Origin of the sequence: Streptomyces sp. NPDC091412 (assembly GCF_044756885.1) — a bacterium.
Classification (GTDB): domain Bacteria; phylum Actinomycetota; class Actinomycetes; order Streptomycetales; family Streptomycetaceae; genus Streptomyces.
On the sequence record NZ_JBIVTV010000002.1, the window covers coordinates 267263 to 292495 of the forward strand.

The 25233-nt window shown below is 73.3% G+C and carries 19 protein-coding genes; 13 read left to right on the forward strand and 6 right to left on the reverse strand.

What is annotated here, in order from left to right; all coding sequences use genetic code 11:
* Positions 1–94: 94 nt before the first annotated feature.
* The 3 genes from ACIQMV_RS05345 to ACIQMV_RS05355 form a co-directional block, all read right to left on the reverse strand.
* A complete protein-coding gene (locus tag ACIQMV_RS05345) occupies positions 95–1324 on the reverse strand; it encodes an aminopeptidase P family protein (protein WP_216372775.1) in 1230 nt (409 codons plus the stop codon).
* 105 nt (positions 1325–1429) lie between these two features.
* Positions 1430–2797 carry an MFS transporter gene (locus tag ACIQMV_RS05350; RefSeq protein ID WP_402591302.1) on the reverse strand — a complete coding sequence of 456 codons (1368 nt, stop codon included), beginning with the start codon at positions 2795–2797 and terminating at the stop codon, positions 1430–1432.
* 173 nt (positions 2798–2970) lie between these two features.
* Positions 2971–3642, reverse strand: coding sequence for a GntR family transcriptional regulator (locus ACIQMV_RS05355; RefSeq protein ID WP_402591304.1), 672 nt, complete (start codon positions 3640–3642; stop codon positions 2971–2973).
* A gap of 99 nt (positions 3643–3741) precedes the next feature.
* Here ACIQMV_RS05355 and glyA point away from each other — a divergent pair, with 99 nt between their 5' ends.
* Genes glyA through purU form a run of 7 tightly spaced genes read left to right on the forward strand, consistent with a single transcriptional unit; the run spans position 3742 to position 12557 of the window.
* Complete coding sequence (gene glyA / locus ACIQMV_RS05360) at positions 3742–5148, forward strand: serine hydroxymethyltransferase (protein WP_402591306.1); 1407 nt, start codon at positions 3742–3744, stop codon at positions 5146–5148.
* Entirely contained in the window at positions 5145–6365 is a 1221-nt protein-coding gene (locus ACIQMV_RS05365) for a sarcosine oxidase subunit beta family protein (protein ID WP_402591308.1), read from the forward strand. The genes glyA and ACIQMV_RS05365 overlap by 4 nt, the downstream gene beginning before the upstream one ends.
* A gap of 12 nt (positions 6366–6377) precedes the next feature.
* Positions 6378–6731 (forward strand): sarcosine oxidase subunit delta, encoded by a 354-nt coding sequence (locus tag ACIQMV_RS05370; protein ID WP_402591310.1) that lies wholly within the window; start codon positions 6378–6380, stop codon positions 6729–6731.
* Complete coding sequence (locus tag ACIQMV_RS05375; protein ID WP_402591312.1) at positions 6728–9646, forward strand: sarcosine oxidase subunit alpha family protein; 2919 nt, start codon at positions 6728–6730, stop codon at positions 9644–9646. Before ACIQMV_RS05370 ends, ACIQMV_RS05375 begins: the two co-directional genes overlap by 4 nt.
* Complete coding sequence (locus ACIQMV_RS05380) at positions 9639–10256, forward strand: sarcosine oxidase subunit gamma (RefSeq protein WP_402591314.1); 618 nt, start codon at positions 9639–9641, stop codon at positions 10254–10256. The genes ACIQMV_RS05375 and ACIQMV_RS05380 overlap by 8 nt, the downstream gene beginning before the upstream one ends.
* Positions 10256–11620, forward strand: a complete 1365-nt coding sequence (locus ACIQMV_RS05385; protein ID WP_402591316.1) for an L-serine ammonia-lyase — start codon at positions 10256–10258, stop codon at positions 11618–11620. The genes ACIQMV_RS05380 and ACIQMV_RS05385 overlap by 1 nt, the downstream gene beginning before the upstream one ends.
* 25 nt (positions 11621–11645) lie before the next feature.
* The gene (purU, locus tag ACIQMV_RS05390) at positions 11646–12557 is read left to right on the forward strand and encodes a formyltetrahydrofolate deformylase (RefSeq protein ID WP_402591318.1); all 912 of its coding nucleotides are present in this window, start codon (positions 11646–11648) and stop codon (positions 12555–12557) included.
* A gap of 25 nt (positions 12558–12582) precedes the next feature.
* On the opposite strand, the gene ACIQMV_RS05395 is transcribed toward purU, so the two are convergent.
* A complete protein-coding gene (locus tag ACIQMV_RS05395; protein WP_402591320.1) occupies positions 12583–12963 on the reverse strand; it encodes a cupin domain-containing protein in 381 nt (126 codons plus the stop codon).
* 259 nt (positions 12964–13222) lie between these two features.
* On the opposite strand from ACIQMV_RS05395, the gene ACIQMV_RS05400 reads away from it, so the two are divergent.
* A complete protein-coding gene (locus ACIQMV_RS05400; RefSeq protein WP_402591322.1) occupies positions 13223–15403 on the forward strand; it encodes a DEAD/DEAH box helicase in 2181 nt (726 codons plus the stop codon).
* Positions 15404–16219: 816 nt separating this feature from the next.
* Here the strand turns inward: ACIQMV_RS05400 and ACIQMV_RS05405 are convergent.
* Positions 16220–17326, reverse strand: coding sequence for a pyridoxal-phosphate dependent enzyme (locus ACIQMV_RS05405; protein ID WP_402591324.1), 1107 nt, complete (start codon positions 17324–17326; stop codon positions 16220–16222).
* A gap of 269 nt (positions 17327–17595) precedes the next feature.
* Between ACIQMV_RS05405 and ACIQMV_RS05410 the strand changes: the two genes are divergently transcribed.
* From ACIQMV_RS05410 to ACIQMV_RS05430, 5 genes are all read left to right on the forward strand, one after another.
* Positions 17596–18348 carry a GntR family transcriptional regulator gene (locus ACIQMV_RS05410; protein WP_141358769.1) on the forward strand — a complete coding sequence of 251 codons (753 nt, stop codon included), beginning with the start codon at positions 17596–17598 and terminating at the stop codon, positions 18346–18348.
* Between the two features lie 468 nt (positions 18349–18816).
* Positions 18817–19011, forward strand: coding sequence for an SPOR domain-containing protein (locus tag ACIQMV_RS05415; RefSeq protein ID WP_141358767.1), 195 nt, complete (start codon positions 18817–18819; stop codon positions 19009–19011).
* A gap of 42 nt (positions 19012–19053) precedes the next feature.
* Positions 19054–19482: a (deoxy)nucleoside triphosphate pyrophosphohydrolase gene (locus ACIQMV_RS05420; RefSeq protein ID WP_402591327.1), complete on the forward strand. Its 429-nt coding sequence runs from the start codon at positions 19054–19056 to the stop codon at positions 19480–19482.
* 147 nt (positions 19483–19629) lie between these two features.
* Positions 19630–20082, forward strand: a complete 453-nt coding sequence (locus ACIQMV_RS05425; RefSeq protein ID WP_401773322.1) for an ATP-binding protein — start codon at positions 19630–19632, stop codon at positions 20080–20082.
* 274 nt (positions 20083–20356) lie between these two features.
* Positions 20357–22969, forward strand: coding sequence for a SpoIIE family protein phosphatase (locus tag ACIQMV_RS05430; RefSeq protein ID WP_402591329.1), 2613 nt, complete (start codon positions 20357–20359; stop codon positions 22967–22969).
* A gap of 20 nt (positions 22970–22989) precedes the next feature.
* On the opposite strand, the gene ACIQMV_RS05435 is transcribed toward ACIQMV_RS05430, so the two are convergent.
* The gene (locus tag ACIQMV_RS05435) at positions 22990–24762 is read right to left on the reverse strand and encodes a hypothetical protein (RefSeq protein ID WP_402591331.1); all 1773 of its coding nucleotides are present in this window, start codon (positions 24760–24762) and stop codon (positions 22990–22992) included.
* Between the last annotated feature and the right edge of the window lie 471 nt (positions 24763–25233).

A 25233-nucleotide genomic window follows, 5' to 3' on the forward strand; every position in this document is an offset into this window, starting at 1 on the left:
GCTCCCTCGGTGTGCACGGCACGGCACGGCACGGCGCGGTGCCGCGCCGACCCAGGGAGGGCCGGTGCGGCACCGCGCGCCGTCGGGTTCGCGATCAGACGCCCAGGATGTTGTGCTCAGGACCGAAGGGGAACTTGGTGATGTTCTCGGCGCCGTTCTCGGTCACGACCAGGATGTCGTGCTCACGGTAACCACCGGCGCCCGGCTCGCCCTCGGGCACCATGATCATCGGCTCCATGGACACCACCATGTTCGGTTCGAGCACGGTGTCGATGTCCTCGCGCAGTTCGAGCCCCGCCTCGCGGCCGTAGTAGTGGGACAGCACACCGAACGAGTGGCCGTAGCCGAAGGTGCGGTGGGGCAGCAGGCCGTGGCCGATGTAGATCTCGTTGAGCGAGTGGGCGATCTCCGCGCAGCTGATCCCCGGCTTGATCAGTTCCAGACCGCGCCGGTGCACCTCGACGTTGATCTCCCACAGTTCGAGCGACCGGGCGTCGGGTTCGCCGTAGAAGAGGGTCCGCTCCAGCGCGGTGTAGTAACCCGAGATCATCGGGAAGCAGTTGAGGCTCAGGATGTCGCCGCGGCCCACCTTGCGGGTGGTGGGCCAGTTGTGGGCGCCGTCGGTGTTGATGCCCGACTGGAACCACACCCAGGTGTCGCGGATCTCGGTGTGCGGGTACGCGCGGGCGATCTCGCGGACCATGGCGTCGGTGCCGGCCAGTGCGACCTCGTACTCCGAGACGCCCTCGTGGATCGCCGCGCGGATGGCCTCGCCGCCCAGGTCGCCGACCCGCGCGCCCTCCTTGATCAGGGCGATCTCCTCGTCCGACTTGACCATCCGCTGCCGCATGGCGGTCTGCGCGATGTCGGCGAACTCCGCTTCGGGGAAGGCGGCTTCGAACTTCCGCAGGGTGTCCAGCGGCAGGCTGTCGTGCTCGACGCCGATCCGGCGCGGCGTGACGGCCCGCCCCCTCAGGGTCTCCTTGATGACGTGGATGTAGTTGTCGCGGTGCCAGTCGGTGTAGACGACGTTGTCGCCGAAGGTGCGCCGCCACGGCATGCCGGCGTCGATGTTGGCGGAGACGGTGATCTGGTCGTCCGTGGTGACGATCAGCGCGTAGGGGCGGCCGAAGGAGGTGAAGAGGAAGTCGGAGTAGTACTTGATGTTGTGGTACGAGGTGAACAGGGCGACGTCGACGCCCGTTTCGGCCATCGCCTTGCGGAGCATCGACAGCCGGCGCTCCATCTCGGCGTCGGAGAAGGTCAGTCGCTCCTTCTCACCGTTGCGGATCAGCTTCAGGCGCTCGAGGTCGGCAGCGGACACGGGTACTCCTTCGCGTCGGTTTTCGTCGGCTTTCATTGGTTCTTCATCGGTTCGGCGTCTCCCCGTCGACCGGGGAAGAGGAGCCGTCCGGTGGGTGGGTGGTCCTCAGTGCTCGCGCAGCGGCTCGCGTGAGGTCTCCTTCGAGGCCAGGACGGCCCAGAGCGAGACCAGCGCCGCGGCGGCGAGGTACCAGGCGGGGGAGAGGCTGCTGCCGGTCCAGGAGATGAGCAGCGTGGCGACGAACGCCGCGGTGCCGCCGAAGAGGGCGTTCGCCAGGTTGAAGCTGATGGCGAAACCGCTGTAGCGGACCCGGGTCGGGAACTGCTCGGCGAGGAAGCTCGGCAGCGTCCCGTCGTTGAGGGTGAGCATGCCGCCGAGCAGCACCTGGATCGCGATGACGGTCAGCAGCCCGGCGCCGTCCAGCAGCATGAACGCCGGCACCGTGCACAGGGTGAACAGGGTGGACGCCGTGATCAGCATCTTCTTCCGGCCGAACCGGTCCGAGGCCAGGCCGGTGAGGAAGACGAAGGCGATGTACGCCGTGAGCGAGACGGTGGTGGCGAGGAACGACTCGGTGGTGCCGAAGTGGAGTTCCTCCGACAGATACGTCGGCATGTAGCTGAGCAGCATGTAGAAGCCGACCGCGTTGAGCACGGTGGCGCCCATCGCCAGGACCAGCGGGCGGCGGTTGGCGCGCAGCATCTGCTTGGCCGGGGTCCGCGCGACGTCCTGCTCCTCCAGGGCCCGGAACGCCGGGGTGTCCTCCAGTCGCATCCGGATGTAGCGGCCGATCAGGCCCATCGGAGCGGCGAGCAGGAAGGGCAGGCGCCAGCCCCAGCCGTGCATCTGGCCCTCGGAGAGCACTCCGGTGAGCAGGGCCGCGAGCAGGGAGCCGAGCAGCAGACCCGAGGCGGTGCTGGCCGGGACCACGGAGGCGTACAGACCCCGCCGTCCGGCGGGCGCGTACTCGACCAGGAAGGCGGAGGCGCCGGCGTACTCACCGGAGGCGGAGAACCCCTGGACGACCCGGACCACCAGGAGCAGCAGCGGTGCGAACAGGCCGACCGCGTGATACGTGGGCAGCAGGGCGATGCAGAAGGTCGCCACCGACATGATCACGATGGACAGCGAGAGCGCGCTGCGCCGGCCGACCTTGTCGCCGATGTGCCCCCAGACGAATCCGCCGAGGGGACGGACGAAGAAGGAGACGGCGAAGACGCTGAAGGTCGCCAGCAGGGCCGTCGTGCGGTCGGTGTCGGGAAAGAAGACCGTGGAGATGGTCGCCGCCAGATAGCCGTAGGCGGCGTAGTCGAACCACTCGACGAAGTTGCCGATGAAGCTGGCCGCCACCACGCGGCGGCGTACCGCGGGGCGGCCGGCGGGCGAGCCGGCCATGGCGTCGGCGGAGGGGGCGAGCGGCGGGGGTGGATCGGGCGGCTGGGGCCGCACCGGGGCGCTTGGCTGGTCGTTCATGGAACGGACTCCCCAACATGGAGTTGCATATCCAGCAACGTTGTTGCACAAGCTAGGTGGAGCCTCGGGCTTGCGCAAGAGATTCACTCATGGTTTTTCCTTACGAGCATCTCTGTTGCGGCAAACGCAACAAGCCGCCGACCTGAGGCCGACGGCTGAGGGGTTTGTTGCGTTCAGATCGCTTCGCGGATCGCCCGCTCGAAGCCCACGACATGGCTTCGCGCGAGCTCCGAGGCCTTGTCGGGGTCGCCGTCGACGATGGCCCGCAGCAGCGGTCCGTGCTCGACGACGTGCCCTGCCATGCCGGGCAGCCGGTTCACGAACAGGCACCAGATCCGGGTGGCCAGGTTGTCGTAGCGGACGAGGGTGTCCTCGAAGTACGGGTTGTGGGTCGCGGCGTAGATGGCGCGGTGCACCCGCAGGTCGAGGCGCATCAGGGCGTCCGCGCCCTGCCCGGGGGTGTCCTCGCCCTCCAGCCGCCGCAGCAGCGCGCCCAGCGCCTCGCGGTCGGCGGCCGTGGCACGCTCGGCCGCGCATGCCGCCGCCATCGGCTCCAGCTGGCGCCGCACCTCGGAGATGTGCGCGAGGTCGGTGATGTTGACCTCGGTGGCGAAGGTCCCGCGCCGCGGGTAGGCCACGATCAGCCGCTCGTGCTGGAGCCGCTTGAGGGCTTCGCGCACCGGGGTGCGCCCGAAGCCGACGCTCTGGGCGAGCAGATCCTCGTTCACCGGGGCGCCGGGCGGGATCTCCAGCATGATCAGCCGGTCGCGGATGTCGCGGTACGCGCGCTCGGCGAGGGTGAGCGTCTCCTCGGCGCTCGCCGGCGAGGCCTCTGTCCGATCCATCGCGCTGCCCCCTTGACCCGTTCCGTCGGCTTGTCCTACGTTACCGCAGCAACTGATATATCAGTGTGGGAGCAGTCGCATATTAAGGTGGTGCTCACTATGGCAGCGAGTCCGTCGACGACGGAGGCAAGCGGCCTTCTCTCCCTCCCGCTGGCGGCGCTGGACCCCGAGATCGCCGTCGCCGTCTCCGAGGAGCTGAGGCGCCAGCAGACGACACTCGAGATGATCGCGTCGGAGAACTTCGCGCCGGCGGCCGTGATGCAGGCCCAGGGCTCGGTCCTGACGAACAAGTACGCCGAGGGCTATCCCGGCCGCCGCTACTACGGCGGCTGCGAGCACGTCGACGTCGTCGAACAGCTCGCGATCGACCGGGTCAAGGCCCTCTTCGGCGCGGAGGCGGCCAACGTCCAGCCGCACTCGGGCGCCCAGGCCAACGCCGCCGCGATGTCCGCCCTGCTCGACCCCGGGGACACGATCCTCGGGCTCGACCTGGCGCACGGCGGCCACCTCACCCACGGCATGCGCATCAATTTCTCCGGCAAGCTCTACAACGTCGTGCCGTACCACGTCCGCGAGTCCGACCTGCGCGTCGACATGGACGAGGTGGCCGAACTGGCCCGCGCGCACCGGCCGAAGTTGATCGTGGCCGGCTGGTCGGCCTACCCCCGCCGGCTGGACTTCGCCGCCTTCCGGCGCATCGCCGACGAGGTCGGCGCGTACCTCATGGTCGACATGGCGCACTTCGCGGGACTGGTCGCGGCCGGACTGCATCCCAGCCCCGTGCCGTACGCGGACGTCGTGACGACCACCACCCACAAGACCCTCGGAGGTCCCCGCGGCGGTGTGATCCTCAGCCGGTCCGGACTCGCCAAGAAGATCAACTCGGCGGTCTTCCCCGGCCAGCAGGGCGGCCCCCTGGAGCACGTCGTCGCGGCGAAGGCGGTCGCCTTCAAGGTCGCCGCGAGCGAGGAGTTCAAGGAGCGACAGCGGCGCACCCTCGAGGGCGCCCGGATCCTCGCCGGCCGGCTGCTCGCCGACGACGTCGCCGAGGCCGGGATCTCCGTCCTCACCGGCGGCACGGAAGTCCACCTCGTCCTGGTCGACCTGCGCGACTCCGCGCTCGACGGACAGCAGGCCGAGGACCGCCTCCACCGCGTCGGCATCACCGTCAACCGCAACGCCGTGCCCTTCGACCCCCGCCCGCCGATGGTCTCCTCCGGCCTGCGCATCGGCACCCCCGCGCTGGCCACCCGGGGCTTCGGCGCGGAGGAGTTCCGCGAGGTCGCCGACATCATCGCCCGCGCCCTGAAGGAGGAGGACCTCACCGACGAGGGCGCCGGACTGCTGCGCGGCCGGGTCACCGCGCTCGCCGAGAAGTTCCCGCTCTACGCCGACCGGACCGCCCCCGACGGCCGGACCGCGAACGCCGAACCGACCGGACCGGCCCACCCGACCGGACCCGCCACCCCGACCGGACCCGCCGAGCAGAACGGAACCGCCGGATGACCGCCACCCCGCTCCCGGAGCATCCCGACTGGCTCTGGCGCACCCCCGATCCGCGCTCCTCCTACGACGTCGTCATCGTCGGCGCCGGAGGCCACGGCCTGGCCACCGCCTACTACCTCGCCAAGAACCACGGCATCACCAACGTCGCCGTACTGGAGAAGGGCTGGCTGGCCGGCGGCAACATGGCCCGCAACACCACCATCATCCGGTCCAACTACCTGTGGGACGAGAGCGCCGCCCTCTACGAGCACGCCCTCAAACTGTGGGAGCGGCTGCCCGAGGAACTGGACTGCGACTTCCTGTTCAGCCAGCGCGGCGTGCTCAACCTCGCGCACACCCTCCAGGACGTCCGCGAGGGCGTGCGCCGCGTCAACGCCAACCGCCTCAACGGAGTCGACGCCGAATGGCTGGAGACGGACGAGGTCGCCAAGGTCTGCCCGATCCTCAACGTCTCGCCCACCACCCGCCACCCGGTCCTCGGCGGCACCTACCAGCCGCGCGCCGGCATCGCCAAGCACGACCACGTCGCCTGGGCACTCGCCCGCCGCGCCGACGAGATGGGCGTCGACCTCATCCAGGGCTGCGAGGTCACCGGCTTCGTCAAGGACGGCGACCGGGTCGTCGGCGTGGAGACCAGCCGGGGCCGCATCCTGGCCGGCCGGGTCGGTCTCGCGGGCGCCGGGCACAGCGGCGTCCTGGCCGAGCGGGCCGGATTCCGGCTGCCGGTGCAGTCGCACCCGCTCCAGGCTCTGGTCTCCGAGCTGCACGAGCCGGTGCACCCCACCGTCGTGATGTCGAACCACGTGCACGTCTACGTCTCCCAGGCGCACAAGGGCGAGCTGGTGATGGGCGCGGGCGTCGACGCGTACAACGGCTACGGCCAGCGCGGCTCGTTCCATGTGATCGAGCATCAGATGGCCGCCGCCGTGGAGCTGTTCCCGGTCTTCGCCCGCGCGCACGTGCTGCGCACCTGGGGCGGCATCGTCGACGTCACCCCGGACGCCTCCCCGATCATCGGCACCACCCCGGTGGAGAACCTCTACGTCAACTGCGGCTGGGGAACCGGAGGTTTCAAGGCGACCCCGGCCGCCGGCTGGACCTTCGCCCACACCATCGCCACCGGTGAGCCGCACCCCCTGAACAAGCCCTTCGCCCTGGAGCGCTTCACCACGGGCGCCCTGATCGACGAGCACGGCGCCGCGGCCGTGGCCCACTGAGAGGAGGACACCGTGCTGCTGCTGAACTGCCCCTGGTGCGGTCCACGGGACGAGACCGAGTACCACTACGGAGGCCAGGCCCACATCCCCTTCCCCGGGACCCCCGGGGACCTCACCGACGAGCAGTGGGCCGAATACGTCTTCTACCGGGACAACCCCAAGGGCCCCTTCGCCGAGCGGTGGATGCACTCCACGGGCTGCCGTCGCTGGTTCAACGTCGTACGCGACACCGTCAGTTACGAAGTGCTCGCCGTCTACCGGCTCGACGAGCCCCGCCCCGATCTCCCCGGGCTTGCCGGGCTCCCCGGGCTTCCCGGGCGGAGCGACCTTCGCCAGTCCGCCGATCCGGCCGGAGGGAACCGATGACCGACCAGGAATTCCGTCTGCCGCACGGCAGCCGTGTCGACCGCGGCACCGTACTGCGGTTCACCGTCGACGGACGGCAGTTGACCGGCCACCCCGGCGACACCGTCGCCTCCGCCCTGCTGGCCAGTGGTGTCGTCGAGGTCGGAGCGTCCCTCTACCGGGGCCGCCCGCGCGGCATCGTCTCCGCCGGAGTCGAGGAGCCCAACGCCCTGCTCCAGCTCGACGGCCCGTGCTCGGAGAGCATGCTGCCCGCGACGGCCGTCGAGCTGTACGACGGGCTGTCCGCCAGCACCCTGTCCGGGATGGGCCGGCTCGACCCGAACCCCGACCCCGCCGTCTACGACAAGAAGTACGCGCACACCGACGTCCTGGTCGTCGGAGCGGGCCCGGCCGGACTCGCGGCGGCCGTCGCCGCCGCCGGTTCCGGCGCCCGCGTGATCCTCCTCGACGACCAGCCCGAGCCCGGCGGTTCGCTGCTGTCCGGGCGCACCGGGACCGTCGGCGACCAGACCGCGCTCGACTGGGTCGCCGACATGCGCGCGGCCCTCGACGCCGCGCCCGAGGCCGTCGTGCTGCCCCGCACCACCGCCTTCGGCTCCTACGACGACAACTACGTCCTCGCCCTGCAACGGCGCACCGACCACCTCGGCGCCGGCGCCCCCGACGCCTCCGCGGGCGTCTCGCGCCAGCGGCTCTGGCACATCCGGGCCCGCCAGGTGATCCTGGCGACCGGCGCCCACGAACGGCCGCTGGTGTTCGCCGGCAACGACCGCCCCGGCGTGATGCTCGCCTCCGCCGTGCGCACCTACGTCAACCGCTACGCGGTGGCCCCCGGCTCGCGCACGGTCGTGACCACCACCAACGACAGCGCCTACGACACGGTGGCCGACCTGCACGCGGCCGGCGTCCCGATCGCCGCCGTCGTCGACGCGCGGCCCCAACTGTCCCGGCGGGCGGCCGAGGTCTCCGTGGCGTCCGGCGTCAAGGTGCTGACCGGCAGCGCGGTGACCGGCACCGCGGGCGAGGGCCGGATCACCGGGGTCACCGTCCAGGCCCTCGACGACGCCGGCGAACTCACCGGCGAGCCCGTCTCGTTCGACTGCGACCTGCTCGCCGTCTCGGGCGGCTGGAGCCCGGTCGTGCACCTGCACAGCCAACGCCAGGGGAAGCTGCGCTGGGACGGGGACCTGGCCGCCTTCGTCCCCGACGGCACGGTGCGCGACCAGCACATCGCGGGTGCGGCCCGCGGAACGTACGACCTCGACGGCGCGCTCGCCGAAGGGGCCCGCGCCGGTGCGCGGGCCGCCACCGACGCCGGGTTCCCGGTGCCCGTCCCCGCCCCGCCGGCCGGCGACGCCCGCGACCACGCCCCGGTGCGCGCACTCTGGCTGGTGCCCGCACCCGGCAACGGCCCCGAGGGCTCAGTCGGCGATCCCGGCACCTGGGACACCCACTTCGTCGACCACCAGCGCGATGTCACCGTCGCCGACGTCTGGCGGTCCACCGGCGCCGGGATGCGCAGCGTCGAGCACGTCAAGCGCTACACCTCGCTCGGCACCGCCAACGACCAGGGCAAGACCTCCGGCGTCAACGCGATCGGCGTGATCGCCGCCGCCCTCGGCGACGGCGCCTCCCCGGGCGAGATCGGCACCACCGCCTACCGGGCGCCGTACACCCCGGTGGCCTTCGCCGCCCTCGCCGGACGCGAGCGCGGCGACCTGTTCGACCCGGAGCGCACGACGGCGATCCACGGCTGGCACGTCGCGCACGGCGCGGAGTTCGAGAACGTGGGGCAGTGGAAGCGGCCGTGGTACTACCCCCGGGAGGGGGAGGACATGGACGCTGCGGTGGCACGGGAGTGCCGCGCGGCCCGCGAGGGCGTCGCCTTCATGGACGCCTCCACCCTCGGCAAGATCGAGATCCGGGGCGCGGACGCGGGCGAATTCCTCAACCGCATCTACACCAACGCCTTCAAGAAGCTCAAGCCCGGCTCCGCCCGCTACGGCGTGATGTGCAAGCCCGACGGCATGATCTTCGACGACGGCGTGACCCTGCGCCTCGACGAGGACCGCTACTTCATGACCACCACGACCGGCGGCGCCGCCGCCGTACTGGACTGGCTGGAGGAGTGGCTCCAGACCGAATGGCCCGAACTCGACGTGCACTGCACCTCGGTGACCGAGCAGTGGACCACGATCGCCGTCGTCGGCCCCAGGTCCCGTGAGGTCGTCGCCCAACTCGCCCCCGGCCTCGACCTGTCGAACGAGGCGTTCCCCTTCATGACCTTCCGTGAGGCCACCCTGGCCTCCGGCGTCCCCGCCCGCATCTGCCGGATCTCCTTCTCCGGCGAACTCGCCTACGAGATCAACGTCTCCGCCTGGTACGGCCGCGCCGTCTGGGAGCAGGTGCACGCGGCCGGACAGTCGTACGGCATCACCCCGTACGGCACCGAGACCATGCACGTGCTGCGCGCCGAGAAGGGCTACGTCATCGTCGGCCAGGACACCGACGGGACGGTCACCCCCCACGACGCGGGCATGTCCTGGGCGGTCTCCAAGCAGAAGGACTTCATCGGCAAGCGCTCCTACAGCCGCCCCGACACCGCCCGCGGCGACCGCAAGCACCTGGTCGGCCTGCTGCCCGCCGACGGCAGCACCCGGCTGCCGGAGGGCTCCCAGATCGTCGCGCCGGACGTCCCCGTCACCCCGCAGGACGGGCCGGTGCCGATGCTCGGCCACGTCACCTCCAGCTACCACAGCCAGGCCCTCGGCAGGCCGTTCGCCCTCGCGCTCGTCGCCGACGGGCGCAACCGGATCGGCGAGACCCTGCTCGCCCCGGTCGGCGACGACCTGGTGCCCGTCCTGGTCGCCGACCCCGTGCTCTACGACCCCGAAGGGACCAAGCGAGATGGCTGAGCCGACCGACGCGGGACCCGCGGCGCTGCGCCGCGGTCCCCTGACGCACCTCCGGGACCGGATGCGCGCCGCCACGGTGGCGGGCGAGCGCGGTGTGTCGCTGGAGGAGTGGCCCTTCGTCACCATGGTGAGCCTGCGCGTCGACCCCGCCTCCGAGGCGGCCGGCCGACTGGGCTCGGCACTCGGCGCCGCGCTGCCCGGCCACTGCGGCGCCACCGCGCGGTCCGGCCCGCACTCCACCCTGTGGCTCGGCCCCGACGAATGGCTCGTGCTGTCCCAGAGCGAAGGGCCTGCGCTGGTCGCCGAACTGCTGGACGCGCTCGCCGGGGCGCCGGGCTCGGTCGTCGACGTGTCGGCGAACCGGACCACGCTGGAGCTGAGCGGCCCCTCGGCCCGCGCGGTCCTGGAGAAGGGCTGCGCCCTGGACCTGCACCCGCGCTCCTTCGGGCCGGACCGGGCGGTGTCCACACAGGTCGGACCGGTCCCGGTGGTGCTCTGGCAGACCGGCGAGACGGCCTACCGGCTCCTCCCGCGGTCCTCGTTCGCCGACTACCTGGCCCGCTGGCTCATCGACGCGATGAGCGAGTTCCAGGGCGCCGAGGTGCCGTGATGGCCCTCAGCGTCTTCGACCTCTACTCGGTCGGCATCGGCCCCTCCTCCTCGCACACGGTGGGGCCGATGCGGGCGGCCCGGCGCTTCGTCCGGCTGCTGGAGCGGGACGGGCGGCTGGACGACGTCGCCGGCGTCCGGGCGGAGCTGTACGGCTCGCTCGGCGCCACCGGCCGCGGCCACGGTTCCGACCGGGCCGTGGTCCTCGGCCTGGAGGGCGAGGACCCGGCCACCGTCGACACCGACCGGTCCGACGACCGGGTCGCGGCGGTACGTGCCGGCGGCACGCTGCTGCTCGGCGGCAAGCATCGGATCCGCTTCGACGGCGACCGGGACCTGGTGCTGCACCGCCGCAGGTCCCTGCCCGCCCACCCGAACGGCATGGTGTTCCGGGCCCTGGCGGCGGACGGCCGGGAACTGGCCGCGCGCACCTACTACTCCGTGGGCGGCGGCTTCGTCGTCGACGAGGAGGCCACCGGCGCCGACCGCGTCGTCGCCGACGCCACGCCGGTGCGCTTCCCGTTCTCCACCGGTGCCGAACTGCTCGACGTCTGCGCCCGGGAGAACCTGTCGATCAGCGAGGTGATGCTCGCCAACGAGCAGGCCTGGCGGCCCGAGGCGGAGGTGCGAGCCGGACTGCTCGATCTGTGGGCGGTGATGCGGGCGTGCGTGGACCGCGGCTGCCGGCGCGAGGGCGTGCTGCCCGGCGGCCTGCGCGTGCCGGGACTCTTCCGTGAGCTGAGCGCCACCACCGGGGACAGCACGGACCCGCTGCGGGGCATGGACTGGGTGAACCTGTTCGCCCTCGCCGTCAACGAGGAGAACGCCTCGGGCGGCCGCATCGTGACCGCGCCCACCAACGGGGCGGCCGGGATCGTGCCCGCCGTACTGCACTACTACGCGCGCTTCGTGCCCGGCGCCGACGAGGACGGCGTCGTCCGCTTCCTGCTGACCGCCGCCGCCATCGGCATCCTGTTCAAGGAGAACGCCTCCATCTCCGGGGCCGAGGTCGGCTGCCAGGGCGAGGTCGGATCGGCGTGCGCCATGGCGGCGGGGGCGCTGTGCGAAGTGCTCGGCGGCAGCCCCGCCCAGGTGGAGAACGCGGCCGAGGTCGGGATCGAGCACAATCTGGGCCTCACCTGCGACCCGGTGGGCGGCCTCGTACAGATCCCCTGCATCGAGCGCAACGCCGTCGCGAGCGTCAAGGCGATCAACGCGGCCCGGCTCGCCCTGGCCGGCGACGGCACCCACAAGGTCAGCCTGGACAAGGCGATCAGGACCATGCGGGACACCGGCCGCGACATGAAGGCCAAGTACAAGGAGACCGCCCGCGGCGGTCTCGCCGTCAACGTCATCGAGTGCTGACGTACAGAAGGGAGTTGCCGTCGCCATGGCTGACACCCCGGCCAACCCGGCCACCCGGGCCGCACCGGCTTCCCCGCCCCCTCCGGTCGAGCACGTGCTCACTCTCGACTGCCCGGAGGCTCCCGGCATCGTGCACGCGGTCACCCGTTACCTGGTGGACCACGGCTGCGACATCATCGACAACCAGCAGTTCGGCGACCGACGCGGCGGCCACTTCTTCATGCGGGTGCGGTTCGCCTCCGCCACCGGCGGCGCGGATGAAACCGGCCTCCTGCGCCGGGACTTCGCCGCCGTGGCGGCCCCCTTCGCCATGAGCTGGCGGCTGGAACCGGCCGGCTCCAGGCGTCGCGTCCTGATCATGGTGTCCCGCTACGGCCACTGCCTCAACGACCTGCTCTTCCGGGCCCGTTCCGGCGACCTGCCGATCGACGTGGTCGCGGTGGTCTCCAACCACCGCGACCACGAGGCACTCGCCCAGTGGTACGGCATCCCCCACTTCCACCTCCCCGTGACCGCCGCCACCAAGGGGGCCGCCGAAGAGCGGCTGCTCGGCGTCGTGGACGAACTCGGCGTGGAACTGGTCGTCCTCGCCCGTTACATGCAGGTGCTGTCCGACGGTCTGTGCGCGCGGCTCGCCGGGCGGCTGATCAACATCCACCATTCCTTCCTGCCGAGCTTCAAGGGCGCCAAGCCCTACCACCAGGCGTACGAGCACGGCGTCAAGGTGGTGGGCGCGACCGCCCACTACGTCACGGCCGAGCTCGACGAGGGACCGATCATCGCCCAGGAGGTCATCGGCGTCGACCACACCCACACCCCCGAGGACCTCGTCGCCGTCGGCCGGGACGTGGAGTCGGCCGCACTGGTCAAGGCGGTGCGTTGGCACTGCGAGGGGCGGGTGGTGGTCCACGGCCGGCGCACCGTGGTGCTCCAGTGAACGCTCAACCGGCCTGTCCGCCGGGCTAGTTGGCCGACTCGTCCTCGGCCAGCCGCCGGTGCTCGTGCACCCGGCTCGGAAGACCTTCGGGGTTGGGGCCGTACACGGCGAGCAGGCGCGCGTATTCCGGCGCCCAGTACCGGCCCGTGGCACCGGTGGGGACCTGGACGGCCTCACCGGCGCGTGCCTCGACGGTCACTCCGTCGCACTCGACGTACAAGTGGCCCTCCAGGACGTAGTTGAACTCGTCGTGCGGGTGCTCGTCCGTCCACGACTCGCCCCGCAGTTCCCATTCCATGAGTGCGGGGGAGGTCCGGGGGCCGTCGCCGGCCGGGACGAAGACACGACCCATGAGGCCCGAGGGGCGCGGCTCCAGCGGCGCGGAGGGGTACTTCCGTGGTGGCATCCGAGTCTCCTGCCTTCCTCTGCTTCCGCGCCCGCGGTCGTGCGGAAGCCGCGGGGCGCGGCGGGACGGCCATGGTGGGGCCCGCGCGGGCCGGCCGTCACGACCACTGTGACGCACCCCACTTCGCCGCTCGTCGGCCGCCGTCCCCCCCGTGGGCCGCCGGGCCGGGCCGCCCGGGTCCGGTGCCGGTGCCGCGTGCCACGATGGACGCGCACCGCACGGCGGGGAGGCCCGTGCGGTACGGAGAGACGGGGGTGACGTGGAGGGGGAGGTTCCGCCGCGGGCCGGGCGCGGGGTCCGAGAGGTGTGCGAGCAGGGCGCGCGGCTGCACGAGGCGGCGCGGAACCTCCGCACGGACCAGGCCGGCGCCGTGGCCGCCGTCCGCGCGGCCTTCGAGCCCTTGCGGGACGAACTCGTCGCCCTGGAGCTGGAGTCCATCCCCGTGGCACGGCTCCGGGACGTCACCGAGGGACGGCTGCGCCTCGGCGCCGTGGAGGCGGCGGGCCTGCGCACGGTACGCGCGGTGCACGAGACGAGCCGGTACGAACTGCGGCAGGTGCCCGGCGTGGGCGAGCAGACCGCCGACCGGGCGCTGGCCGCCGCCCGGCAGATCGCGCGGGCCGTGGCCGACACCGTCACCGTCCGCATCGACGTCGACCACCCCGAGCCCCGCACCACCGCCCTGGTGGTCGCCCTGCACCGGCTCGTCGAGGCCGGCCCGGAACTGCGCCGCGCCCTCGACGCGGCCGAGCGGCTGGACACCCGGCTGACCGAGCTGCTGCCCGCGGCCCGGCCGGCCGGCGGACGGCTGCGGCTGGCGCTGGCCCGCCGCGAGCGCCGCGAACGCGCCCTGGCCGCGGCCGCCGAGCTCGGCGCACTGCTCGCCGACGCGGCCGCCACCGGCGTACGCCTGCTGCTCGCCCAGGCCTCCACCGACCTGCTGCGCCCGGCCGCCTCCGACATCGAGGCCTGGGTCGACTTCGAACTGCGCCCCGCGGAGTACTACGGCCTGCTCGCCGAGGTCTCCGAACAGCGCCCGGACGCCGCCGCGAGCGAGGGCTTCGTCCCGTCGGAGGTGGCCGAACGGGTCCACGCCCAGCGGCTCGACGACACCCACCGCCGTGTGTCCCTGCGCGGCTACCAGGAGTTCGGCGCCCGTTTCGCGCTCGCCCAGCGGCGGGTGGTCCTCGGCGACGAGATGGGCCTGGGCAAGACCGTGCAGGCCGTCGCGGCCCTGGCCCATCTCGCGGCCGAGGGGCACAGCCACTTCCTGGTGGTCTGCCCGGCCAGCGTCCTCATCAACTGGACCCGTGAGATCCACGCCCGCAGCACCCTGCGCGTCCTCGCCGTGCACGGCCCGGACCGGCAGGACGCCCACGCCGAGTGGCGCGAGCGCGGCGGGGTCGCCGTCACCACCTTCGACGTCCTGCACACCCTGCCCGGACCCGACGGCACACCGCCGGGCATGCTCGTCGTCGACGAGGCCCACTACGTGAAGAACCCGGACACCCGCAGATCCCGCTCGGTCGCCGTGTGGACCGGACGCTGCGAGCGCGTGCTGTTCCTGACCGGTACGCCGATGGAGAACCGGGTCGAGGAGTTCCGCGCCCTGCTGCGCCACCTCCGGCCCGAGCTGGTGCCCGCGGTCAGCGGCACCGACGCGGCCGCCGGACCGCACGCCTTCCGCCGCTCGGTGGCCCCCGCCTACCTGCGCCGCAACCAGGAGGACGTGCTCACCGAACTGCCCGCGCTGGTGCACACCGACGAGTGGGTGGAACTCGGCTCCGCCGACCGGGCGGCGTACCGCGAGGCGGTCGCCGAGGGGAAATTCATGGCGATGCGCCGGGCCGCCTACGCGGATCCGGAGACGTCCGCGAAGCTGCGACGGCTGCGGGAACTCGTCGCGGAGGCCGCCGCGAACGGGCTGAAGGCAGTGGTGTTCTCCTACTTCCGGGACGTGCTCGACGCCGTCCGCGAGGCCCTGGGCGACAGCGCATTCGGGCCGATCTCCGGAAGCGTCCCGGCGGCCCGCCGGCAGCGGCTGGTCGACGACTTCACCGGGGCGTCCGGCCACGCCGTGCTGCTCTCCCAGATCGAGGCGGGCGGCATCGGCCTCAACCTGCAGACCGCCTCCGTGGTGATCCTGTGCGAACCCCAGGTCAAACCGACCCTGGAGCACCAGGCCGTGGCCCGGGTCCACCGCATGGGCCAGATCCGCGCCGTCCGGGTCCACCGGTTGCTGGCCGCCGACAGCGTCGACGACCGGCTGCTGCGCATCCTGGCGCGCAAGGAACGGTTGTTCGACGCCTTCGCCCGGCGCAGCGACATGGCCGACGCCACGCCGGACGCCGTCGACGTCTCCGACGCCGGCCTGGCCCGCCGCATCGTGGAGGAGGAACAGCGGCGCCTGTCCGAGAACGCGAAGGCCGGAACGGGCTGACCGGCCGACCGGCACGACGGCATCGATGAGTCGACGCGTCGATGTGCCGGGGGGCGCCCTACGCCTTGCCCGCGCCGGCCTCGCCGTGGAGCGGTCGGCCCCGATCCGCTCCGGAACACCCTGGCCGTACGGGCCGAGCGGGCCCCTCGCCACCGACACCACCGGACCGCCGGGTCCCGGCCCCGCCGGTCCACCACCGCACAACCGGCCACCGAGCCACCGGAGAGCCCCGCGCCGGGCCGACGAGGTCAGGACCGCCCCGGCGCCCGGCCGGGCATGGCGCTGCGCCGGGCTGGGCAGGACACCACGCCGGACCGTGCCGAACCGGGCCGGGCTTGGCACCGGGCCGGGCCGGGCCGGGCATGGCGCTGCGCCGGGCTGGGCTGGGCATGGCACCGCGCCGGACCGCGCTGAACCGGGGTGGACATGGCGCCGGGCTGGGCTGGACACGGCACTGCGCCGGGCTGGGCAGGACACCACGCCGGACCGTGCCGAACCGGGCCGGGCCCTGCGCTGGGCCGGGCATGGCGCTGCGCCGGGCTGGGCTGGGCATGGCACCGCGCCGGACCGCGTTGAACCGGGCCGGGCTTGGCACCGGGCCGGGCCCTGCGCCGGGCCGGGCATGGCAGCGGGCCGGGCCGGACAGGGCGTGCGCCGCGCTGAACCGGGCCGAGCATGGCACCGCCCGGACCGCCCGGACCGCCCCGGACATGGCACCGAGCCGAACTGCGCCGGACCCGGCCCAGCCGGTCCCGGCCCCGCCGGCCCTGCCCCCGCCGGACCGTTCCGGACCAGGCAGGACTGGCTCAGCCAGGGTTACGGACGGGCCAGGCCCGACTTCAGGCCCGCGCCGCACAGGGGGACCACCGCCGACTTCCCGCCGAGGGCGCCCTCGCGGATCGCCGCCCAGCAGACCGCGCCCGTCGACTCGACGTACAGGCCGCGGGAGGCCAGGTCCAGCTGGGCGTGGCGGATGCGGTCCTCCGTCACGGTCAGGAAGGTGCCGCCCGAGGCCCGTACCGCGCGCAGGATCTGGCGGGCCCGGGGCGGGTGGGGGACGGCGATGCCCTCGGCGTGGGTGGGGGCCACGGCGGTCGAGCCGGTGAGTTCCTCCGCGCCCTCCTCCCAGGCGCGGGCGAGCGGGGCGACCGCCGCCGCCTGCACCGCCCACAGCGCCGGGCGCCGGTCCAGCAGACCGGCCCCGAACAGCTCGGCGATCGCCAGCGCCGCGCCCAGCAGCAGCGTGCCGTTCCCCACCGGCAGGACCAGGACCTCCGGCAGGCGCCCGCCGAGGTCCTCCCACAACTCGTGCACGTAGGTCTTCGTGCCGTGCAGGAAGTACGGGTTGAAGACGTGTGAGGCGTAGAACGTGTCCGGCTCGTCCGCGGCGCGCTGCGCGGCCCTGCCCGCCGCCTCGCGGTTGCCGTCGACCACCTCCAGGCGGGCGCCGTGCGCCTCGATCTGCTCCAGCTTCTTCGCCGACGTGCCGAGCGGGACGTACACCGTGCACGGCAGCCGCGCGCGGGCGCAGTACGCGGCGATCGCCGTGCCCGCGTTGCCGCTGCTGTCGGCGACCACCCGGCGCGGTTCGGCACGCAGCGCCAGTTCGGCCAGCAGCACCGCGCCCCGGTCCTTGAACGACAGCGTCGGCATCAGGAAGTCCAGCTTCGCCGAGACCTCGTCCGTCAGCGGCACCAGGGGGGTGCGGCCCTCGCCGAGGGACAGCGTGGGCGCGGGCATCGGCAGCGTCTCCGCGTACCGCCACAGGGAGTTCACCCTACCGGTGAGGGACTTCAGGGACGCCGGGGTGGGGGAGAAGTCGAGATCGAGCGGGCCGTGGCAGGTCGGGCAGCGCCAGGCGAGGGAGTCGCCGGGGACGCGGACGCCGTCGGTGGGGCAGTAGCGGTCCGGCAGAGGTGTCATGTACGGAGGTTAAGGGGCGAGGTTCGCCGACGCCCCGTCATGACTCCCGCACGGCACGTCCGTCGCACTCGGCCTCGCCTCCTCGCCCCCCGACGCTTCCGTTTTCAGCCATGTGGAGGTGTGACGGCGGCCGTAGCGGGGAGAAAGCGCCTGGGCATGCCTTCGCCGCCCGCAAGTCATCACTTCGAGTGATTCTCTGGCCCCTGCTTGCAAGTACAACCCGTGGTTGCCACGCTGTTGCTGTCTGTACAACTTGATGGGAGCGGCCAGTGACTTTCGGTGAGCAGCCGGCGTACCTGCGCGTCGCGGATGATCTCCGCAAGAAGATCGTCGACGGTCTGCTGCCCCCGCACACCCGGCTGCCCTCACAGGCCAGAATCCGCGAGGAGTACGGCGTCTCGGACACGGTCGCGCTCGAGGCCCGCAAGGTGCTGATGGCCGAGGGGCTGGTCGAGGGCCGCTCCGGCTCGGGGACGTATGTGCGCGAGCGGCCCGTGCCCCGCCGGGTCGCCCGTTCCGGCTTCCGCCTCACCGGCGGCGCCACACCGTTCCGGCAGGAGCAGGCCGACGCCGAGGTGCGCGGCACCTGGGAGTCGAGCAGCACGCAGGCCGAGGCGAGCGGCGCCATCGCCGAGCGGCTCGGCATCAAGCCCGGCGACCGCGTGATGCGCACCAAGTACGTGTTCCGGGACGCCGGCGAGGCGATGATGCTCTCCACCTCCTGGGAGCCGCTCACGCTCACCGGCCGTACCCCCGTCATGCTCCCCGAGGAGGGCCCGCTCGGCGGCATGGGCGTGGTCGAGCGCATGCGCGCCATCGACGTCATCGTCGACAACGTCACCGAGGAGGTCGGTGCCCGCCCCGGCCTCGCTGAGGAACTGCACGCCCTCGGCGGTGTCCCCGGCCATGTCGTGGTCGTCGTCCAGCGCACCTTCTACGCCTCCGGCCGCCCCGTGGAGACGGCGGACGTCGTGATCCCCGCCGACCGCTACCGGGTGGCGTACCACCTGCCGGTGAGGTAGGAGACGCGCGGTGGGAGACGCGCGGTGGGGGCCGTGCGGCAGGACCGTGCGGTAAGGGGCGCGGCGGGGCGAGTGCCGGCCCGGAAGCAAGCTCGCAAGCACGCCCGGAAGCGGTGATTCCCCGGGGGTGGTGTGCGCCCCCCTCGGCGCCCGGCCCGCCCGTCCGTCTGTCGCGCCGCCCCGCCCGTGCGCCGTATTCCGGCCGTTCTCGCAGGTCGCCACCGCGGCTGGCGCATGCCCCCGAGCGGATGTACAGAGGCCCTCGCACGGCGCGTTCGTCTCCGTGCGCCCCGGGCGGGCCGGCTCCCGTACTGGCCGGTTGCCTACCTCTTTGTGAAAAGCCGTATTCGCTGCGTGAAGGTTGGGCGTAGGCTCAGGCATATGCGGAGTGCGGTTTCCTCAACGGGCGGGACGCGGCGGGGGCCGGGAGCCGGACGCACAGGGGCGGGAAGGAGCAGTGGGGGCGCGATGAACGACAGCACGATCACCCTTCCCTGGCTCGTCGTCCGGCAGGACGACAACGGCAATCGGTACAGCGTGGGCCGGTACGCCACCCGCGCCGAGGCCCAGAAGATCGCGGAAAGCCTCGACGGTCCGGACACCCAGCTGTACTGGGTCGAGCGGATCGGGCAGAGCGCCGGCGGTGCGGGCGGCGACGGCTGACCCCTTCGCCGGACGCAGGCCCGCTCCCGTAGGCTCCGGCGCATGAGCGAACGGATCGTGGTGGTCGGTGCCGCCCTGCTCGACGGCGGCCGCCTGCTCGCCGCGCGCCGCAGCGCGCCCGCCGAGCTGGCCGGCCGCTGGGAGCTGCCCGGCGGCAAGGTCGAGCCCGGTGAGCGGCCCGAGGCCGCTCTCGTGCGCGAGTTGCGCGAGGAACTCGGCGTCGAGACCGAGGCCGTCGAACGGGTGCCGGGCAGCTGGCCGCTGCGACCGCCGTACGAACTCCAGGTGTGGACCGCGCGGCTGCGCCCCGGCTCCGCCGACCCCAAGCCCCTCCAGGACCACGACGACCTGCGCTGGCTCACCCCGGCCGAGATCTGGAGCGTCCCCTGGCTGTACCAGGACGTGCCCGCCGTGCGGCAGACCCTCACCCACCTCGGAGCCGGCCCGGTGGACGGCGCCCCAGGGGCGTGAGAGTCATCGTGTGCTCCGTCAAAGTCCGGGGCGCACGGGAGACGTAGGGCGTGCGCCGGGTACGCCGTTCGTGCCACACCGCACCGTCGCGAGCGGTAATGCCCCCTGGATGCCGGGTATGTCCCCTTTAGTCCCCTGAAACCGGACATGGGTGGGCTCGCCGGCCCGCGAGGTGATCGGCGTGCCTGGGAAGTGAACGGCGTGATCGACACCGATGGCGACACCGCCGAGTGGACCTTTCCCGCGGATCCCGGCGCGGTGCGCACGGCCCGCGCCGCCGTCCGCGGCAAGCTGCGCAGCTGGGACATGGACGCGCTCGGCGACACCGCGGCCCTGCTGGTGAGCGAACTGGTCACCAACTCCCTGCGGCACGCGACCGGTCCCATCGGCGTTCGGCTGCTGCGCCGCGCGGACCTGCCCAAGGTGCTGCTGGTCGAGGTCTCCGACCCGCTGCCCGACCCGCCCCGCGAGCGTCCGGCCCGCCCGGACGACGAGTCCGGCCGCGGCCTGCAACTGCTCGCCTCCACCTCCCGCCGCTGGGGCACCCGGCCGGACGACGCCGGCAAGACGGTCTGGTTCGAACTGGCCGTCCCGGGGTGAGCGGAGCGGCGGACGGGCCGTGCGCGGAGCCCGCCGGACAGCCCCCGCCGCGCAGCGGCCGGCGGCGGCCGGCGACGGTTGTCCGCGAGCGGGATTCGACCCGGTCCTGCCTGGTTAGAAGACTGATGGTGTTGTCGCAGGCCCGGACCGGAAAGCATCGGGATGGTCCTGTGATCGTGAACACCGTGTTGTGCGGCGCCGTAGTGCTGGATACTGCGGGCAGCCGCCCCCGGTGACCGGTGCCGGACGCGGTGAGCTGGAGGGGACGGTTCGCGTGAGCGAGATACCAGCGAAGGCCACGGAGTCCGAGGACCCGTCGGACGGCGCGATGGCGGGGTCCGCGGGCGGCGGTGCGGCCGACGGGGCGCCGTCCGGGGACGCCATGTGGCAGAGCAGCCCGCCCGGCTCGATGTACGACTACATCAAGGTCGCCTCCTTCTCCATCGGCCCCGACGGCCACGTCGACCAGTGGAGCCTGCGCGCCGAGCGGCTCTTCGGCATCCCCGCCGAACGCGCCGTCGGGATGGACCCCATCGAGGCGTTCGTCGACCCCGACCTGCGCGAGCACGGCCAGCGCAAGATGGCCGAGATCCTCGACGGGCGGGAGTGGACCGGCGTGGTCCCCTTCCGGATCCCGGACGACGAGGACGGCCGGCGCGGTGAGGAGGGACTCGCCGAGGTCTACGTGATGCCGACGACCACGGTGGAGGGCGACAGGGCCGCCGTGTGCACCGTCGTCGACGTCCGCACCCTGCGGCGGATCGAGACCGACCTCGCCGCCTCGCAGGCGATTTTCGGTCAATCCCCGTTCGGTTTCCTGCTGATCGACACCGACCTCAAGGTCCGCCGCGCCAACGAGCGGTTCGCCTCGGTCTTCGGCGGCTCGCCGGACGACCACCGCGGCAAGGGCGTGCACGACTACCTGCCGCGCGGCGAGGCCGAGCGGGTCACCGCCACCCTGCGCCGGGTACTGGAGAACGGGCAGTCCATCACGGACATGCACATCTCCGGCTTCGTGCCGGGAACCGACGGGCGCCGCCACTGGTCCGTCAACCTCTACCGCGTGCACAGCGGCAGCGGCCGCACCATCGGCATCGCCTGGCTCGGGACCGACATCACCGCCCGCCGCGACGCCGCCCGCGAGGCCGCCGCCGCGCGGCGCAACCTCGCCCTCCTCAACGAGGCCGGCGCCCGCATCGGCAACTCCCTCGACCTGGAGACCACCGCGCGCGAACTCCTCGACGTCGTGGTCCCCGGCTTCTGCGACCTGGCGACCGTCGACCTCTACCAGGGCCTGCTGGTCGGCGACGAGACCCCGCCCGGCCTCGCCGACGGCAGCGCCGAACTGCGCCGCGTCGCCTTCGCCAGCGCGGTCTCCGGCGCGCCGTTCGGCGGCACCGGCGCACACGTCGAACTCGGCGCCGTCCACCACTACCCGTTCAACTCGCCCCGCGCGGACGCCCTGCGCACCGCCCGCCCGACGACCGTGCCCGGTGAGGACGGCGGTCTCGTGCAGACCACGCTGGCCGTGCCGATGGTCGCCCAGGACACGGTGGTGGGACTCGCGCAGTTCGCCCGGACCAAGGGCAGCGAGCCGTTCGGCCAGCGCGACCGCGACCTCGCCGTCGAACTCGCCGCGCGCGCCGCCGTCTGCATCGACAACGCCCGCCTGTACCGGCGCGAACACGAACGCGCCCTGATACTGCAGCGGTCCCTGCTCCCGCCCGGCGACCCCGAGGCCTCCGGTCTCGACATCGCCTGCCGCTACCTGCCCGGCAGCGCCGCCACCGGCCGGCCCAGCGAGGTCGGCGGCGACTGGTTCGACGTCATCGAACTCCCCGGCCACCGCACCGCGCTGGTCGTCGGCGACGTCATGGGCCGCGGTCTGCGCGCCGCCGTCGCCATGGGCGAACTGCGCACGGCCGTACGCACGCTGGCCCTGCTCGACCTGGAACCGGCCGAGGTCCTCTCCCAGTTGGACGAGATCGCCCGCGGTCTCGGCGCGCCCGGCGGTGTCCAGCAGGCCACCCGGGCCGCGCGCCGCCCCCGCGAGGCCGACCTCTCCGAGGTGTACCTGGCGACCTGTATCTACGCCGTCTACGACGCGGTCACCCGGCGGTGCACTTTCGCCAACGCCGGCCATCTGCCGCCGGTGCTCGTCGAACCCGGCGAGTCCGCGCTGATGCTGGACGTGCCGCCCGGCATGCCGCTCGGGGTCGGCGGCGAACCCTTCGAGGAGGTGGAGGTCGAACTCCCCGAGGGCGCCCTGCTGGCCCTCTACACGGACGGCCTGGTCGAATCCCGCGATCACCCCCTGGACGAGGGCCTCCAGGCCTTCGTCGGCGCCCTCACGGACCCCTCCCGCCCCCTGGAGGACGTCTGCGACCACATCCTCAACACGCTCGGCTCCCACCACGGCGAGGACGACATCGCGCTGCTGATGGCCCGCGTCCAGGGCCTGCCCGCCGAGTCCGTCGGCGACTGGGCCCTGCCGCGCGAACCCCGCAGCGTCGGCCGCGCCCGCGAGTACGCCCGCGCCCAGCTGACCGCCTGGGGCCTCGAACCGCTGATCGACACCACCGAACTCCTCGTCAGCGAACTCGTCACCAACGCCCTGCGCTACGGCGAGGGCGAGATCAGGCTCCGCCTCCTGCTCGACCGCACCCTGGTCTGCGAGGTGTGGGACTCCGGCCTCGTCCAGCCGCGCCGCCGCCGTGCCCGCGACACCGACGAGGGCGGCCGCGGCCTCCAGCTCGTGGGCCTGCTCAGCGCCGCCTGGGGCTCCCGCCGCACCCCCCGCGGCAAGACGGTCTGGTTCGAACTCCCCCTGCCCGACGGGGAGAACGACGTGATCGACCCGGCGGAGGCGCTGCTGAGCCTGTTCTGACCGCTCCGCCCGGCCACCGTCTACGCCGCCGGTCCCGGACGGCGACGCCCCCGCGTCCGCGGGCCGCCGTAGCAGGCGGGCGGACCGCCGTCGGGATCCTCGGCCAGGAGGATGCCGCCGAGCACCGCTCCGGTGGCGCCGGCGGACGGGTCGGTGGTGGCGGTGCACGGGTTGCCGTGCAGGCGTACGTCCTGTTCGGCGAGGTCGTGGGCCTGGCGGGCCAGGGTGTCGGAGGTCTGCGGGTCGGTCGGGAGGAGGCGCAGCGCCTCCGACAGCCGGATGCGGGCCGTGGCGCCGACCGCGGCCCGGTGCGTGCCGACGAAGTCGTCGGCGGCGGCGACGGCGCTGCGGGCGACGAGTTCCTCGGCGGCCGCCAGGACACCGGCCCGCCGGGTCCCGGCCGGCGCGGTCGCCCGCACGATCCGCCGCAGCGCGGCCAGCGGGTCGTACGGCCCCGCGGCCGGCTCGGCGTGTACGCGTACGTGGGCCAGCTCCAGGTCGGCGTGCGTGACGCGGGCGCGCAGCTCACCGGCGGCGACGTCGACGGGGACGGCCGCCGAGGGAGTGCCCGCCGCGAGGGCGGGTGCCTCGTCCGAGGCGGTGGCCGTTTCCGGGGCCGGGCCGTCGGCCGTGCGCTGCGCGGGCTTGCGGGACTTGGCGGACTCCGGGGAGCCCGGGGTGGGCGCGGTGGCGCGGTCCGGGTCGCCGGTCAGTTGCGCGGTGGCGGACTCGGCCGCTCGCCGGATCGCCTCGAGGTCCGCCTCCGCGCCGCCGAGCGCCGCCGGTACGAGTCGCTCGGCGGTCGACAGCTCCTCGGCCAGCCGTTCGACGCCGTGCGCGAACACCGCGATCTGGGCGATCGCTCCCTCGGCCACGCGCAGGTGACAGGCCGCAGCCCGGGGGTTTCCCGAGTCCGCCGACTGGCGGGCCCGGTTCAGCCGGGAGGTGGCCAGCAGCAGGCGGTCCTTGGCCTGCTCCACGTGTCCCGTGACGGACGCGACGGCCGCCGGCCCGTACCGTTCGCGGAGCGCGGCGACGGTCGAGGCGGCGGTCCCCGTGCGCCCCGCCAACTTCCGGAACCGCGCCTCCGCGACCTCCAGCGCCTCACCCGGTCCCCGCTCCAGGCCGCGCAGTTCGTCGAACGCGGCGGCCTCCGCGTCCAGCAGCCGCCCCGCCTCCTCACAGCGTCCGACCACGCCGGCCAGCGCCTGCCGCCGGGCGGCCGCGTCCTCGGGGACCCCGTGGTCGTAGCGCTCCCGCATCCGGCAGGCGGCGGCGAACTCCGCCTCCGCCTCCCGCACCGCCCGTGCGAACGGCTCGACGGCCGCCGTGCCGAACCGCGCCTCGGCGAAGCCGAGTTCGTCCCGGCTGGTGCGCACCCAGTCGTCCGCGAGGCGGATCAACTCCGCGGATTTATCGCCGAGTTCATCGGACGGCGGCGGCGGTCGCCACGGCGCGGAGGGCGGGGCGGGGCCGCCGCCGGGGGTCGTACGGGTCCTGGCCCGCCGGGTCCGCCGGACGTACCCGTATCCGGCGAGCACCCCCGCCGCGCCCACCGCCACGAGCGGCAGGGCGAGATAGCCCGGCGAGGTCTCGTCGTGCCGCTGTGCGGTGGTGGCGGTCACCGGAGGGGTCCGGGGGAGCGGAACCGCGGCGTCGCTGTTGATCGTCATCCCCGGAAGCACCAGCCACACCAGGCCCGCCGCGCCACACAGCACGGTGTGCGCGATCCGCCCCGGCGGGCGGCGTGTCGCGCGCCGCGGCCGGGCCGCCCGGAACACCGATGCCGTCACATTCGGGAGCGTATGACCGCCCGAGCGGGCACGCGACCGGGGCTGCGGTACTGGTGGGGCCGGCGGGACGCGGCAACGCGGGAGGGGACACCAGTATGAAGAACACCACCGGCAGACAAGAAACGTCCGGCCAGGAAAGCACGACAGGCACCCCTGGTGGCGAGGCCGCGTCCGCTACGGACGACACCTCTGGCGGGCGGGGGACCGCCGGCGCGGAGCCGGCGTCCGACACGGGGAGCGCGAGCGGTACGGGTGGCGGCAGTGGCAGGCACGACACTGCCGGAGGGGGAAGCGGGACCGCCGGGGCCGGTACCGCCGGTGCGGAGAATGCCTCCGGTACGGATGACGTCACCGGCGGGCGGGGGACCGCCGACGCGGAGCCGGCGTCCGACACGGGGAGCGCGAGCGGTACGGGTGGCGGCAGTGGCAGGCACGACACTGCCGGAGGGGGAAGCGGGACCGCCGGGGCCG

Bases quoted from the DNA above. Each gene is read 5' to 3' on its own strand.
- ACIQMV_RS05350 (WP_402591302.1), bottom strand. From the start codon at position 2,797: ATGAACGACCAGCCAAGCGCCCCGGTGCGGCCCCAGCCGCCCGATCCA.
- ACIQMV_RS05355 (WP_402591304.1), bottom strand. From the start codon at position 3,642: ATGGATCGGACAGAGGCCTCGCCGGCGAGCGCCGAGGAGACGCTCACC.
- glyA (WP_402591306.1), top strand. From the start codon at position 3,742: ATGGCAGCGAGTCCGTCGACGACGGAGGCAAGCGGCCTTCTCTCCCTC.
- ACIQMV_RS05365 (WP_402591308.1), top strand. From the start codon at position 5,145: ATGACCGCCACCCCGCTCCCGGAGCATCCCGACTGGCTCTGGCGCACC.
- ACIQMV_RS05375 (WP_402591312.1), top strand. From the start codon at position 6,728: ATGACCGACCAGGAATTCCGTCTGCCGCACGGCAGCCGTGTCGACCGC.
- ACIQMV_RS05380 (WP_402591314.1), top strand. From the start codon at position 9,639: ATGGCTGAGCCGACCGACGCGGGACCCGCGGCGCTGCGCCGCGGTCCC.
- ACIQMV_RS05385 (WP_402591316.1), top strand. From the start codon at position 10,256: ATGGCCCTCAGCGTCTTCGACCTCTACTCGGTCGGCATCGGCCCCTCC.
- purU (WP_402591318.1), top strand. From the start codon at position 11,646: ATGGCTGACACCCCGGCCAACCCGGCCACCCGGGCCGCACCGGCTTCC.
- ACIQMV_RS05395 (WP_402591320.1), bottom strand. From the start codon at position 12,963: ATGCCACCACGGAAGTACCCCTCCGCGCCGCTGGAGCCGCGCCCCTCG.
- ACIQMV_RS05405 (WP_402591324.1), bottom strand. From the start codon at position 17,326: ATGACACCTCTGCCGGACCGCTACTGCCCCACCGACGGCGTCCGCGTC.
- ACIQMV_RS05415 (WP_141358767.1), top strand. From the start codon at position 18,817: ATGAACGACAGCACGATCACCCTTCCCTGGCTCGTCGTCCGGCAGGAC.
- ACIQMV_RS05420 (WP_402591327.1), top strand. From the start codon at position 19,054: ATGAGCGAACGGATCGTGGTGGTCGGTGCCGCCCTGCTCGACGGCGGC.
- ACIQMV_RS05425 (WP_401773322.1), top strand. From the start codon at position 19,630: ATGGGTGGGCTCGCCGGCCCGCGAGGTGATCGGCGTGCCTGGGAAGTG.